The sequence below is a fragment of the Promicromonospora kroppenstedtii genome (assembly GCF_044389675.1).
Taxonomy (GTDB): Bacteria; Actinomycetota; Actinomycetes; order Actinomycetales; family Cellulomonadaceae; genus Promicromonospora; species Promicromonospora kroppenstedtii.
This window is the reverse complement of the sequence record NZ_JBIRYI010000016.1, coordinates 13619-25900: the sequence shown is the minus strand read 5'-3', so window position 1 is coordinate 25900 and position 12282 is coordinate 13619. Positions and strand designations below refer to the sequence as shown.

Here is a 12282-nt window from a genome sequence, read left to right as displayed (position 1 = left end):
GGCGCGCCGACCACGAGCGGCCGGCGGCGGGGGTCAGTACTCGCGGGTGGGCAGCGCTTCCTTGGCCGCCGCCTGGTCGAACGCCTCGTCCTTGACGACGATGCGCTTCTCGACCTCCTCGCCGGCGAGGACCTTCTTGGCGATGTCCGCCAGGTCCGGGCCGAGCAGCGGGTTGCACTCGACGATGTAGTTGATCTTGCCGTCGGCGAGCGCCTGCATGCCGTCCTTGACGGCGTCGATCGTGACGATCTTGATGTCCTCGCCCGGCGTCAGGCCGGCCGCCTCGATGGCCTCGATCGCGCCGAGCCCCATGTCGTCGTTGTGCGCGAACACGAGGTCGATGTCGTCGTGGGCGTTCAGGAAGCCCTCCATGACCGTCTTGCCCTCGGCGCGCGTGAAGTTGCCGGTCTGGCTGTCGATGAGCTCGATGTCGGTGCCCTCGATGGCGGACGCGAAGCCCTCCTTGCGGTCGATCGCCGGAGCGGCACCGGTGGTGCCCTGCAGCTCGACGGCCTTGTAGCCCTCGCCGTCGTACTGCTCGGCCACCCACTCGCCGGCCATCTCACCCTCCTTGACGAAGTCGGAGCCGATGAACGACTCGTAGAGGGTCTCGTCGCTGGAGTCGACGGCGCGGTCCGTGAGGATCACGGGGATGCCCGCGGCCTTGGCCTCCTGGAGGACGGCGTCCCAGCCGGTCTCGACCACCGGGGAGAACGCGATGACGTCCACGCCCTGCGTGATGTACGAGCGGATGGCCTGGATCTGGTTCTCCTGCTTCTGCTGGGCGTCGGAGAACTTGAGGTCGAAGCCGTTCTCCGCGGTGAGCGTGTCCTGGATCGACTTCGTGTTGGCGGCGCGCCAGCCGGACTCCGCGCCCACCTGGGAGAAACCGAGCGTGATGACGCCGTCGTCAGCGGCGGCCGTCTCGCCGCCGCCCGCCGCCTCCGTGCCGGCGTCCGAGCTGCACGCACCGAGGGCGAACAGCGAGGCTGCCGACACTGCGGCCAGAACGGTACGGGTCAGGGTCGTGCGTGCCATGTCTCCTCCTTGAGATCTCGCACGGCATCGTGCGAGTGCTTGTGGCTTCGTGCCCGGTTGGAATGTTAGCGCTCACAATTACCAGACAGACAGGTGGACACGTCACATTCCGGTAACGAGTCCGCCGCTTTCGCCCCGTTAGGGGAACGAAACCCCCAAGTCCGGCCAATCCCGAACTGTGCGCCGGACCGCCCTCGGCGGGCGCGGCTCCGCCCTGCGGCGGGCCGCTGTCATCCCCGCGGCGGATCCCGCGGCCGCGCCGCCCGTGGTCTGCTGGTTCCGAGGGCACAGTCCCCACGACACCGACGACCGGGAGACCGCGATGGAACTCAGCCTCGCCGAGGAGTACCTGCTCCTCGCGCTCGACGACGCCTCGGGACGCCCCCTGCTCAGCGGGCAGCACCTGCAGTTCGCACTCGCCGGCGCTGCCGTCGCGGGGCTCACGCTGCGGGGCGCGCTCGGCGTGTCCGACGGCGTCGACGGCGGTCAGAAGGGCCGGTTCCGCGCGACCGGCCGGGCCGCACCGTCCGATCCGCTGGAGCGCGAGATCCTGGACCTGCTGGATGGCCGCAGGCCCAAGGAGGCGATCCGGAGGATCGGTCAGGGCAGCTTCGCCCGCACGCTGCGCGACGCGCTGCAGCAGGGGCTGGCGGCCCGAGGCGTGCTCCGCGAGGAGCAGGTCAAGGTGCTCGGGCTGTTCCCGAGCACCACCTGGCCGGCGCACGACCCGGCGCCGGAGACCGCCGTCCGCGAGCGGGTGCTGGCGGCACTGACCGGGAGCGCGGACCTGGACGAGGCGACGGCGGCCCTGGTCTCGCTGCTGCACGCGACCGACCTGACCCGCAAGGTCTTCCCCGACCAGGACCGGCGGGTGCTCAAGCGGCGCGCGAAGGAGATCTCGGAGTCGCAGTGGGCCGGCGACGCGGTGAAGCGGGCGATCGACGAGGTCAACGCGGTGATGGTCGCGACCATGGTGGCGACGACGGGCGCGGCGACGGCGGGCAGCACCTGACCCTGCCGAAGCAGGACCGGGGCGAGCAGAACCGCAGCGCACTGACGCGTGCGCCGCGGTTCTACTTCGGCAGGAAGGGTCAGAGGCCCTGGGCCAGGCGGTAGTACGCCTGGTTGTGGCGCACCTGGTCGGCGAAGCCGCGGCGCGTCGTGTCCTCGTCGATGACCAGCAGCTCGGTGCGCGCGATGTTCGCGAACACCTCGAACGCCTCGATGCCCGCGGCCGTCGACATGACGGTGTGGTGCGCCCCGCCCGCCGTCAGCCACGACTCGGCCGAGATCTCGAACGACGGCCGCGGCGCCCACATCGCGCGGGCCACGGGCAGGTTCGGCAGGTCGCGCGGCGGCGTGACGACGTCGACCACGTTCGCCGTCAGGCGGAACCGGTCCCGCATGTCGGCGAGCGACACCACGACGGCGCCCTCGACGGCGTCCGCCGAGAAGACCATGCGGACCGGGTCCTCCTTGCCACCGATGCCGAGCGGGTGGATCTCGATGCGCGGCGTCGAGGTGGTCAGCGACGGGCAGACCTCCAGCATGTGCGCGCCGAGGATCAGCTCGGAGCCCGGCGTGAGGTCGTAGGTGTAGTCCTCCATGAGGCTCGCGCCCCCGGGGAGCCCCTCGCCCATCACCTTGGCCGCGCGGACGAGCACGGCGGTCTTCCAGTCGCCCTCGGCGCCGAAGCCGTAGCCCTTCTCCATCAGGCGCTGGACCGCCAGGCCGGGGAGCTGGCGCAGCGCGCCGAGGTCCTCGAAGTTGGTGGTGAACGCCTTGGCTCCGGCCGCCTCCAGGAAGCCCTCCAGGGCGAGCTCCTGGCGCGCCGCGTAGCGCAGCGAGTCGTGCCGGTCGGCACCGGCCCGCAGCTCCGGGGCGACGTCGTACTTCTCCTCGTACTCCGCGACCAGGGCGTCGATCGCGGCGTCCTCGACGGCGTCCACGGCCGCGACCAGCTCGTTCACGCCCCACGTGTTCACCGAGACGCCGAACCGCAGCTCGGCCTCGGTCTTGTCGCCCTCGGTGACCGCGACGTTGCGCATGTTGTCGCCGAACCGGACCAGCTTGAGCTCGTGCGTCGCGGCCCAGCCGGCCGCGCCGCGCACCCAGGTGCCCACCCGGCGGGTGACGGCCGGGTTGGAGACGTGCCCCACCACCGTGGTCCGCGCGACGCCGAGCCGCGTGGCGATGTACGCGTACTCGCGGTCGCCGTGCGCGGCCTGGTTGAGGTTCATGAAGTCCATGTCGATGTCGTCCCAGGGGAGCTCGACATTGGCCTGCGTGTGCAGGTGCAGCAGCGGCTTGCGCAGCGCGTCCAGGCCCGCGATCCACATCTTGGCGGGGCTGAAGGTGTGCATCCAGGTGATGACGCCCAGCACCTTGTCGTCGCCGTTGGCGTCCAGCATGGCGCGGCGGATCGCGGCCGAGTCCTTCAGGACCGGCTTCCAGACGACCTTGACCGGCACGTCGGACGACGCGTCCAGCGCGCGGGCGACCTCCTGGGACTGCTCCGCGACCTGGGCCAGGGTCTCCTCGCCGTAGAGGTCCTGGCTCCCGGTGAGGAACCAGACCTCACGGTCCGCGTAGGGCTTGGTGCTCATGCCTGTCCTTCCGTGCTCGTGGCGGCCTGCTGGCCGTAGACGTTCTGGTAGCGGTCGTAGAGGGCGTCGATGTGCTGCTGCTCGATCGGCAGGGGGTCGCCGAGCTGCCGGGCGACGTGCACCGTGCGGGCCACCTCCTCGACCATGACGGCGGCCTTGACGGCAGCGCGCGCGTCCTTGCCGATGGTGAACGGGCCGTGGTTCTGCATCAGCACGGCGGGGCTGCGGTGGCCGCTGAGGGTCTCGACGATGCCGCGGCCGATCGAGTCGTCACCGATGATCGCGAACGGCCCCACCGGGACCGGCCCGCCGAACTCGTCGGCCATCATCGTCAGCACGCACGGCACCTCCTCGCCGCGCGCGGCCCAGGCCGTCGCGTACGTCGAGTGGGTGTGGACGACGCCGCCCACCTCGCGCATGTGCGTGTACACGTAGGCGTGCGCCGCGGTGTCGGACGACGGCGCGCGCGTGCCGTCCACCAGGTTGCCGTCGAGGTCGCAGACCACCATGTCGGCCGGTGTCAGGTCGTCGTAGGAGACGCCCGACGGCTTGATGACGAACAGGTCGGCGCTGCCGTCCGGCACGTCCGTGTTCGGCACGCGCTGCGACACGTTGCCCGCCGTCCAGACCACCAGGTCCCAGCGCGGCAGCTCGGCGTGCAGGTCCGAGACGACGGCCCGGACGCGCGCCACCTCTTCCTGGACCGCCTGCGAGTAGTCGGTCAGTGTCTTGCTCATCGGTCGCTCTCCTGCGTCGTGTCTCGGGTGCGGAGCTCGGCGACGGCGGCACGCTCGATCGCCAGGCCCGCGCTGTAGCGCTCCAGGAAGGCGGTGAAGCCCGCCAGGTCGTCGGCGTCGGGCTCGACGACGTCGAGCGCGGCGTCCGCGAAGATCTCGGTACCCAGGTAGGTGCCCAGGTCCTGCGCCGGGGTGGCGCCGCCGGCCGCGGAGGCCCGGTAGGCGGCCAGCACGGCGATGCCCCAGGCGCCGCCCTCGCCCGCCGTGGTGCCCACGGCCACGGGGGCGCCGAGCGCGGCGGCCAGCAGGCGCTGCGCCACGCCCGCGGTCTTGAACATGCCGCCGTGCGCGAACATCGCGTCCAGGCCGACCTGCTCCTGCGCGAGCACGCGCATACCCAGGGCGAGGGTGCCGAACGCGCTGTAGACCTGCGTCCGGGCGAAGGTGGCCAGCGTGAGCCGGCTGTCCGGGGTCCGGGTGAACAGGGGGCGGCCGGCCTCCAGGCCGGTGATCGGCTCGCCGGACAGGTAGTTGTAGGCGAGCAGGCCGCCGCCGTCGGCGTCGCCGTCCAGGGCGGACCGCAGGAACGCCTCGAAGACGGCGCCCGGTTCGGCGGGCTGCCCCAGGGCGGACGCGAACTGTCCGAACACCTCGGCCCAGGCGCCCAGCTCACTGGCGCCGTTGTTGCAGTGCACCATCGCGACGAGGTCGCCGGAGGGGGTGGTCACGAGGTCGAGCTCGTGGTGCACGCGCTCCAGCGGACGCTCCAGCACGACCATCGCGAAGATGCTGGTGCCGGCGCTGACGTTGCCGGTGCGGGGCGCCACCGAGTTGGTCGCGACCATGCCGGTACCGGCGTCGCCCTCGGGCGGGCACAGCGGGATGCCGGCCTGGAGGGTACCGGTCGGGTCGAGCAGGGCGGCGCCCTCGGCCGTGAGCGCGCCGGCGTCGGCGCCCGCGGGCAGCACGCCGGGCAGCAGGTCGGCGATGCTCCGACCGAACCCGTGACCTGAGGCCACCTCGTCGAACTGCGCCAGCATCCGCCGGTCGTAGCCGCCGGTGGCGACGTCGATCGGGAACATGCCGGAGGCATCGCCCACGCCGAGCACCTGCCGCCCGGTGAGCCGCCAGTGCACGTACCCGGCCAGGGTGGTGACGTGCCGGACCGACGGCACGTGCGCCTCCTCGTCGAGGATCGCCTGGTACAGGTGGGCCACCGACCAGCGCAGCGGGATGTTGTGCCCGAACAGGGGGCTCAGCTCGGCGGAGGCCCGTTCGGTGGTGGTGTTGCGCCAGGTCCGGAAGGGCACCAGCAGCTCGTCGGCCTCGTCGAACGCGAGGTAGCCGTGCATCATCGCGGAGACGCCGATCGCACCGATCGTGGTGGGGCGCACGCCGTACTGCCGCTCGACGTCGCCGAGCAGCTCGGCGACGGCGTCGCGCAGGCCCGCCCAGACCGCCTCCAGCGAGTAGGTCCACACGCCGTCGACGAGCTGGTTCTCCCAGTCGTGGCTGCCGCCGGCGAGCGGCTCCCCACCCGGGCCGACGAGGCACGCCTTGATCCGGGTGGAGCCGAGCTCGATGCCGAGGGCGGTCCGACCCTGGTCGATCGCCTCCCGGTACCCGGCGAGCCGCTCCGCCCCTTCGTCCTGCCGCTCCACCATCGTGGACCGCTCCGTCCTGCCCGCACCGTCGCGAGGCGTAGCTCGTTCATCCGTGGTTCGGCCGTGGTGATGAGCGACCCGCTCGCCGCCACGGCGATGTTAGCGCTCACACGATACCGGTCTACAACGCTGTACCCAAGCCGACCCCGGGCACGCACCCACCACGCACCCCGGAACGCGCCGGACCCCCAGGTCACCGGGGTGACCTGGGGGTCCGGCACGTGCGGGGCGGCGGTCCGTCAGCCGCCGTTGACCGTGAAGCCCTGCTCCGTGCCGTACGACACGTTCTCCTCCTGCCAGGCGGCGAGGCCGTCCATCAGCGACGTCTTGTCGAGGTAGGACTGACCCACGGTGTCGGCGAAGATGCTGTTCGCGTACGACTGCCAGGGCAGGTACTGCCAGCCCTCGTTGACGTCGGACGCGCCCGCGGCGAGCACCTCGTTGATCTTCTGCCCGCCGAAGTACTCGGACTCGTAGCCCAGGAACTCAGGGGACTCCAGCTGCTTGACCGTGGCGGGGAAGCCGCCCGTCTCCATGAACGCGTCGATCGACTCGTCGCTCGAGTTGAGCCACTTCAGGAACCCGGCCGCGAGCAGCTTGTTCTCCGCCGCACCCGGGATCGACTCCGCGCTGCCGCCGTTCTCGGCGTTGGTCGGGGTGCCGTCGTAGGTCGGCATCGGGGCCACGCGCCACTTGCCCTTGCCGTCCGGCACACCGTCCTCGAGGATTCCGGGCATCCACGCACCCAGCGCCACCGAGCCGATGGTGCCGTCGTTCAAGGCCTGGTACCACTCGTCGCTCCAGCCCGGGAGCTGGCAGAGCAGCTCGTCGTCGATGAGTGGCTGGTACATCTCGGCCCACTTGGTGGTGCCCTCGTCGGCCAGGTCGATGGTGACCTCGCCGTTCTCGGTGTGGAACGGCGTGCCGCCCGCCTGCCAGATCATGCTGGTGGTGAAGCCGGCGTCACCGGTGTCGTTGCCGATGCAGGTCTCGGGGTCGTGCTGCTTGATCTTGGCCGCCGCCTCCTTGTACTCGTCCCAGGTGGTCGGCACCTCGACTCCCGCGGCGTCGAACACGTCCTTGTTGTAGAAGAACGCCATGGGACCGGAGTCCTGGGGCAGGCCCCAGATGCCCTGCTGCGAGACCGCACCCCACGTGGACGGCGTGTACAGGTCCTCCAGGTCGGCGAACCCGAACGCGGTGAGGTCCACGAGCTGGCCGGGCAGCTGGAACTGGGGAATGGACTGGTACTCGATCTGCACCACGTCGGGCACGCCGTCGCCCGCCGCGATGGCGTTCTGCAGCTTGGTGTTGGCGTCGCCGGCACCGACGGTGTCCACGAGCGTGACGTCGACGTTCGGGTATGCCTTCTCGAATGCCGCGACCTGCGTCTCCGCCTGCGGCGTCCAGGTCCAGTACGTCATGCTGCCGCCCTCCTGGAGCGCGGCCTCGATCTCGTCGGCGCTGGCACCCTCCGTGGCGCCACCGCCGCCGTCGTCGCCCCCGCCGCCCGAACAGGCGGTGAGCGAGGCTGCCATCAGTGCGGCCAGGGCGCCGAGCGCGACCCGGCGGTTACGGGTGATGGTCATGGTCTTCCTTCTTCCACATCGTTGTAGTTCAGGTCTCTCGACGTCGGCGGGGCCGACCTCACCTAAGCCTTGACGCTGCCCGCGTTCAGGCCGGACTGCCAGTACCGCTGGAGCACCAGGAACACCACCACGATCGGCACGATCGTCAGGAACGACCCGGTGATCACGAGGTTGAACACCGGCTGGGCGCCGATGCCCGAGGCGTCCGCCAGCCACTGGTACAGGCCCAGCACCAGGGGATACAGGTCCGGGTCGTTGAGCATGATCAGCGGCAGGAAGTAGTTGTTCCACGTGGCCACGATCGCGAACAGCGCCACCGTCACGATGCCCGGCGCCAGCAGACGCAGCGAGATCGTGAAGAAGGTGCGCCACTCCCCCGAGCCGTCGACCCGGGCCGCCTCCAGGATCTCGGTGGGCACGGCCTCCGCCGAGAACACCCACATGAGGTAGAGCCCGAAGGGCGAGACGAGCGACGGCAGGATGACCGCCCACATGGTGTTGGTCAGCCCCCACTGGCTGAACAGCAGGAACGTGGGCACCGCGAGGGCGGTGCCGGGCACGGCGATCGCCCCGAGGATGACGGCGAACACCGCGTTGCGGCCGCGGAACCGGTACTTGGCCAGGCCGTACCCGGCGGCGGTCGCGAGGACCGTGGCGCCACCGGCGCCCACCACGACGTAGACCAGCGTGTTGGCGAACCACTTGAGGAAGACGCCGTCGTCGTGCGTCAGCACGTCCCGCACGTTGTCGAAGAACGCGAAGTCGCCCGAGAACCACAGGCCGAACGAGCTGAGCAGCTCGGGCTGGGTCTTGGTGACGCTGAACAGCATCCAGGTCAGCGGCAGGATCGAGTAGATCAGCAGCGCGCCCAGCAGGACCGTCAGGGTGATCGACTTGCGCGGTCGGTGGTACGAGTAGCCGGCCATCAGATCTCCCTCCGGGTCCCGCGGAGCTGCACCACGTACGCGACGACCGCGGTGACCAGGCCCATCACGATCGCGACGGTGGCGGCGTAGCTCACCTGGTTGCCGACGAAGCTCAGGTTGTAGGCATAGATGTTCGGTGTGTAGTAGGTCGAGATCAGGGCCGGCTCGATCTGTTTCAGGATCGTCGGCTCGTTGAAGAGCTGGAAGCTGCCCAGGATCGAGAAGATCGTCGCGATCACCAGCGCCCCGCGGACGGCGGGGATCTTGATCGACCGGACGATGCGGAACTGGTTGGCGCCGTCGATGGCCGCCGCCTCGTAGATCTCGAGCGGCACCGTCTTGAGCGCCGCGTACAGGATCAGCATGTTGTAGCCGACGAACTCCCAGGTCACGATGTTGCCGATCGCGGTGAGGATCCACTGCTTGGTGTACGGGTCGATGAGCGGGAAGCCCACCAGGTCGTTCACGCTGCCGGTGAGGCCCAGCCGGTCGTCGTACATGAAGCCCCACATCAGCACCGCCACCACGCCCGGCACCGCGTACGGCAGGAACAGCGCCACGCGGAAGAAGCTCTTGCCGTGCAGGCGGCCGCTGTCGATCGCGAGCGCCGCGATCAGGGCGATCCCCAGCATGATCGGCACCTGCACCACCAGGAACAGGCCTACGCGGCCCACGCCGTCCCACAGCTTGGGGTCGGTGAAGGCGGTCACGTAGTTCGCGAACCCAGCGAAGGTGGTCCCGCCCATGAGCTGGTTGCGGAACAGGCTCAGGTACATCGAGTAGACCAGCGGGGTGACGATCATCAGGGCGAACGCCACCAGGAAGGGCGTCACGAAACTCCAGCCGGCCGCGGATACGCGGCGACTCGGCGGGCGGCGACCGGGCACGGTCACACCCCTTTCCCCGGACGACGTCGTCCGGACTCTCCTGGACGGCAATGTCCTCGGATCACGCCGGACGACACTGCCCGACACCAAGAATGTGAACGTAAACATCCTTGTGCGCGGTGACTCTGCCACTGCCTCGCGGACGTGTCAACGCCCCCTCCGGCAACGTTCTCATAAAGGTATACGGGGTCCCCGCGAGGGGTCAGGCGAGCTGTGCGACGGCGGTCAGGCGCACTGCGCGACCGCAGCAGTCAGGCGCGCGGAGCCGCCGCGCTCCTGCGCACCACCAGCTCAGGCGCGATCAGCTCGGCGGCGGGCCTGCCACCGTCGACGGCCGCGAGCAGCAGCGCCACGCTGCGCCGGCCGAGGTCAACGAAAGGCTGGCGCACGGTCGTGAGCGGCGGGATGAAGTGCCCCGAGCCGTCGACGTCGTCGAACCCGACCACCGAGACGTCGTCGGGCACGGAGACGCCGCACTCCCAGAACGCGCGCAGCAGACCGAGCGCGAGCTGGTCGTTGGCGGCGAAGACCGCCGTCGGCCCGTCGCCGGACCTGACCCGCTGGGCCAGGTCGAGGCCCACCATGTAGCCGCGGTCGGCGGTCCAGCCGGCGATCACGGGCTCGGGCACGGGGATGCGGTGCTCGGTGAGCACCGCGCGCCAGGACTCCTCGCGCTGGACGGCGTCCAGCCAGTCCTGCGGTCCGGCGACGTGCAGGATCCGCCGGTGCCCCAGCTCGATCAGGTGCTCGACGGCGAGCCGCGCCCCCGCCCGCTGGTCGACGGAGAGCGGGATGGTCGGCACGTCCGGCTGGAGCTCGCGAGCCGCGATGAGGACCACGGGGACGGGTGCCTGGAAGGACTCCACGGCGTCGGCCACGTCGCTGTGCGGCGCGATCACCACGATGCCCTCGACCGCCTGGTCCATGAAGTGCTCGAGGGCGTCGTGCATGGTGGCGGTGTCGTACTGCCGCAGCGTCGCGACGCTGACGTACCAGCCCTGCTCCCGCGCGGCCTCCTCGACGGCGATCAGCGTGCTGGACGGGCCGAACAGCGGGGACCCGGTGGTCACCACGCCCACCGTGGCCGAGCGGGCCGTGACCAGGGCTCGCGCCGCGCTGTTGCGGCGGTAGCCGAGCTCCGCGATGGCCTCCAGCACCCGCTCCCGGGTGGCCGGCCGCACGCTGCGGTGGCCGTTCAGCACGCGCGAGACGGTCTGGTGGGACACGCCGGCGAGCGCGGCGACGTCGGCCATGGCCGGCGGCCGCGTCGTCGCGGGTCGAGAGATGGTCACGGGAGGATCATCCACCCAGCTGTTGCGCGCGGTCACGCGCGGCGGCAGCGGCGCTCAGGAACGAGGCGCGCACGCCGCCCTCGTCCAGGGCCCGCAGAGCGGCGGCCGTGGTGCCGCCGGGTGAGGTGACCTTCTCGCGGAGCACGACCGGGTGCTCCCCCGACTCGTCCATGAGCCGGGAGGCGCCGAGCAGGGTCTGGGTCGCGAGCCTCCGCGCGACGTCGCGGGTCAGGCCGAGCAGGACCCCTGCCTCGGCGAGCGCGTCGGCCACGTAGAAGACGTACGCGGGGCCGGACCCGGAGATCGCCGAGACGGCGTCCAGGTCCTTCTCCGCGGCGCGGACCACCGCGCCCGTGCCCGCGAGCAGGTGCTCGACCGCCTCGAGGTGCGTCTCGGTGGCGGCCGCGCCCGGCGCGATCGCCGTGATGCCCGCGCCGATGGCGGCGGGCGTGTTGGGCACGGTGCGGACCACCGCGACGCCGGCGGGCAGCCGACGCTCGTAGAAGGCGGTCGGGTGGCCGGCCGCGACGGTGACGACCACGGCGTCCGCGTCGATCGCTGGCGCGATCTCGTCGAGCAGCGCGCCCACGTCCTTGGGCTTCACGCCCACGAGCACGATGCCGGCGCCGCGGACCGCCGCCACGTTGTCGCTGGTCGTGGCCACCTGGTAGGTCTCGCGGAGGTGCTGGGCCTTGGCCTCGGTACGCACGGTCGCCACCACGTCGGACGCGGCCCAGCCCGCCGAGAGCGCACCCGCGAGCACCGCCTCGCCCATGTTCCCGGCCCCGAGCACTGCAAGTCGCTGGTTCACCGCACCATTGTCCCCCGGCGCGCCGGAGCGCTCGCCATCACAGCGGGAACGCCGTGTAGAAGTCCTCCATGCGGTCCGTCGGACCGGTCGCCTGCAGCACGACCGTCCCGTTCTGCCACACGACGACGGTCTTGCCGCCCTCGACCGGGACGAACGCGTACTGCCCCACGACCTTCTTGCCGACCTTGACGTCGCCGGTCCGCTCCGCCTCGCCCGCGGACGAGGTCCAGGCCGTGGCGGCGGTGGCCGCCTCGTCGGCCGAGGACCACTGCCCGGCGACGACCGCGACCTCGATCGCGTCGCCGTCGGAGTACTCGGCGTTCCAGGCCTCCAGCGCACCCTCGCCCTTGGGCTCCTTGGCCTCGTCGAGCGAGCCGAGCGCGAGCTGCAGCACCGCCGACGGGAGGGCCTTCTGGAAGGCGGTCTCCTCACCGCTGCGGTCCATCGCCTTGACGGTGGGGGTCGGCACCGGCGCCGTGACGGTCACGGTCGGCACGGGCTCCGGTGTCGCCTCGGCACGCCAGAAACCGGGCCAGGCGAAGCCCATCAGCAGCACCAGCGCGAGCACCACGACGAGCACGCCCACGAACGCGACGAACCGACGACGCCGGTACACGGCGGGCGATGCCTTCTTCGCGGTCACCGATGCTGTCGCGCCGGTGCGCGGCGAGTTCACGCGCTGGTCGGTCATGTCTGGCTCCCCCGTGCTCGGTCCACCGGATACGTCACGAT

The 12282-nt window shown here is 71.1% G+C and carries 11 protein-coding genes; 1 reads left to right on the top strand and 10 read right to left on the bottom strand.

The window, feature by feature from the left end; translation table 11 throughout:
• Nucleotides 1–33: 33 nt before the first annotated feature.
• Nucleotides 34–1038 (bottom strand): ABC transporter substrate-binding protein, encoded by a 1005-nt coding sequence (locus ACH47X_RS22265; protein WP_397407048.1) that lies wholly within the window; start codon nucleotides 1036–1038, stop codon nucleotides 34–36.
• Nucleotides 1039–1360: 322 nt separating this feature from the next.
• On the opposite strand from ACH47X_RS22265, the gene ACH47X_RS22260 reads away from it, so the two are divergent.
• Nucleotides 1361–2050 (top strand): GOLPH3/VPS74 family protein, encoded by a 690-nt coding sequence (locus ACH47X_RS22260; protein ID WP_397407046.1) that lies wholly within the window; start codon nucleotides 1361–1363, stop codon nucleotides 2048–2050.
• A gap of 79 nt (nucleotides 2051–2129) precedes the next feature.
• Here ACH47X_RS22260 and araA read toward each other — a convergent pair whose 3' ends face one another.
• The 9 genes from araA to ACH47X_RS22215 form a co-directional block, all read right to left on the bottom strand.
• Nucleotides 2130–3644, bottom strand: coding sequence for an L-arabinose isomerase (gene araA, locus ACH47X_RS22255; RefSeq protein WP_397407044.1), 1515 nt, complete (start codon nucleotides 3642–3644; stop codon nucleotides 2130–2132).
• Nucleotides 3641–4381: an L-ribulose-5-phosphate 4-epimerase gene (locus ACH47X_RS22250; RefSeq protein ID WP_142032574.1), complete on the bottom strand. Its 741-nt coding sequence runs from the start codon at nucleotides 4379–4381 to the stop codon at nucleotides 3641–3643. The genes araA and ACH47X_RS22250 overlap by 4 nt, the downstream gene beginning before the upstream one ends.
• Nucleotides 4378–6045 (bottom strand): xylulokinase, encoded by a 1668-nt coding sequence (locus ACH47X_RS22245; RefSeq protein ID WP_397407042.1) that lies wholly within the window; start codon nucleotides 6043–6045, stop codon nucleotides 4378–4380. The genes ACH47X_RS22250 and ACH47X_RS22245 overlap by 4 nt, the downstream gene beginning before the upstream one ends.
• A 239-nt stretch (nucleotides 6046–6284) precedes the next feature.
• Nucleotides 6285–7634 (bottom strand): ABC transporter substrate-binding protein, encoded by a 1350-nt coding sequence (locus ACH47X_RS22240; protein ID WP_397407040.1) that lies wholly within the window; start codon nucleotides 7632–7634, stop codon nucleotides 6285–6287.
• Nucleotides 7635–7696: 62 nt separating this feature from the next.
• Nucleotides 7697–8560 (bottom strand): carbohydrate ABC transporter permease, encoded by an 864-nt coding sequence (locus tag ACH47X_RS22235; RefSeq protein ID WP_142032568.1) that lies wholly within the window; start codon nucleotides 8558–8560, stop codon nucleotides 7697–7699.
• A complete protein-coding gene (locus ACH47X_RS22230) occupies nucleotides 8560–9453 on the bottom strand; it encodes a carbohydrate ABC transporter permease (RefSeq protein WP_084800465.1) in 894 nt (297 codons plus the stop codon). Before ACH47X_RS22230 ends, ACH47X_RS22235 begins: the two co-directional genes overlap by 1 nt.
• 245 nt (nucleotides 9454–9698) lie before the next feature.
• The gene (locus tag ACH47X_RS22225; RefSeq protein WP_397407194.1) at nucleotides 9699–10700 is read right to left on the bottom strand and encodes a LacI family DNA-binding transcriptional regulator; all 1002 of its coding nucleotides are present in this window, start codon (nucleotides 10698–10700) and stop codon (nucleotides 9699–9701) included.
• Between the two features lie 46 nt (nucleotides 10701–10746).
• A complete protein-coding gene (gene proC / locus ACH47X_RS22220; protein WP_397407192.1) occupies nucleotides 10747–11532 on the bottom strand; it encodes a pyrroline-5-carboxylate reductase in 786 nt (261 codons plus the stop codon).
• A 55-nt stretch (nucleotides 11533–11587) separates the two neighbouring features.
• Entirely contained in the window at nucleotides 11588–12241 is a 654-nt protein-coding gene (locus tag ACH47X_RS22215; RefSeq protein WP_397407037.1) for a hypothetical protein, read from the bottom strand.
• Nucleotides 12242–12282: the final 41 nt, after the last annotated feature.

Bases quoted from the DNA above. Each gene is read 5' to 3' on its own strand.
- ACH47X_RS22260 (WP_397407046.1), top strand. From the start codon at position 1,361: ATGGAACTCAGCCTCGCCGAGGAGTACCTGCTCCTCGCGCTCGACGAC.
- araA (WP_397407044.1), bottom strand. From the start codon at position 3,644: ATGAGCACCAAGCCCTACGCGGACCGTGAGGTCTGGTTCCTCACCGGG.
- ACH47X_RS22250 (WP_142032574.1), bottom strand. From the start codon at position 4,381: ATGAGCAAGACACTGACCGACTACTCGCAGGCGGTCCAGGAAGAGGTG.
- ACH47X_RS22240 (WP_397407040.1), bottom strand. From the start codon at position 7,634: ATGACCATCACCCGTAACCGCCGGGTCGCGCTCGGCGCCCTGGCCGCA.
- ACH47X_RS22225 (WP_397407194.1), bottom strand. From the start codon at position 10,700: ATGGCCGACGTCGCCGCGCTCGCCGGCGTGTCCCACCAGACCGTCTCG.
- ACH47X_RS22245 (WP_397407042.1), bottom strand. From the start codon at position 6,045: ATGGTGGAGCGGCAGGACGAAGGGGCGGAGCGGCTCGCCGGGTACCGG.
- ACH47X_RS22235 (WP_142032568.1), bottom strand. From the start codon at position 8,560: ATGGCCGGCTACTCGTACCACCGACCGCGCAAGTCGATCACCCTGACG.
- ACH47X_RS22265 (WP_397407048.1), bottom strand. From the start codon at position 1,038: ATGGCACGCACGACCCTGACCCGTACCGTTCTGGCCGCAGTGTCGGCA.
- ACH47X_RS22215 (WP_397407037.1), bottom strand. From the start codon at position 12,241: ATGACCGACCAGCGCGTGAACTCGCCGCGCACCGGCGCGACAGCATCG.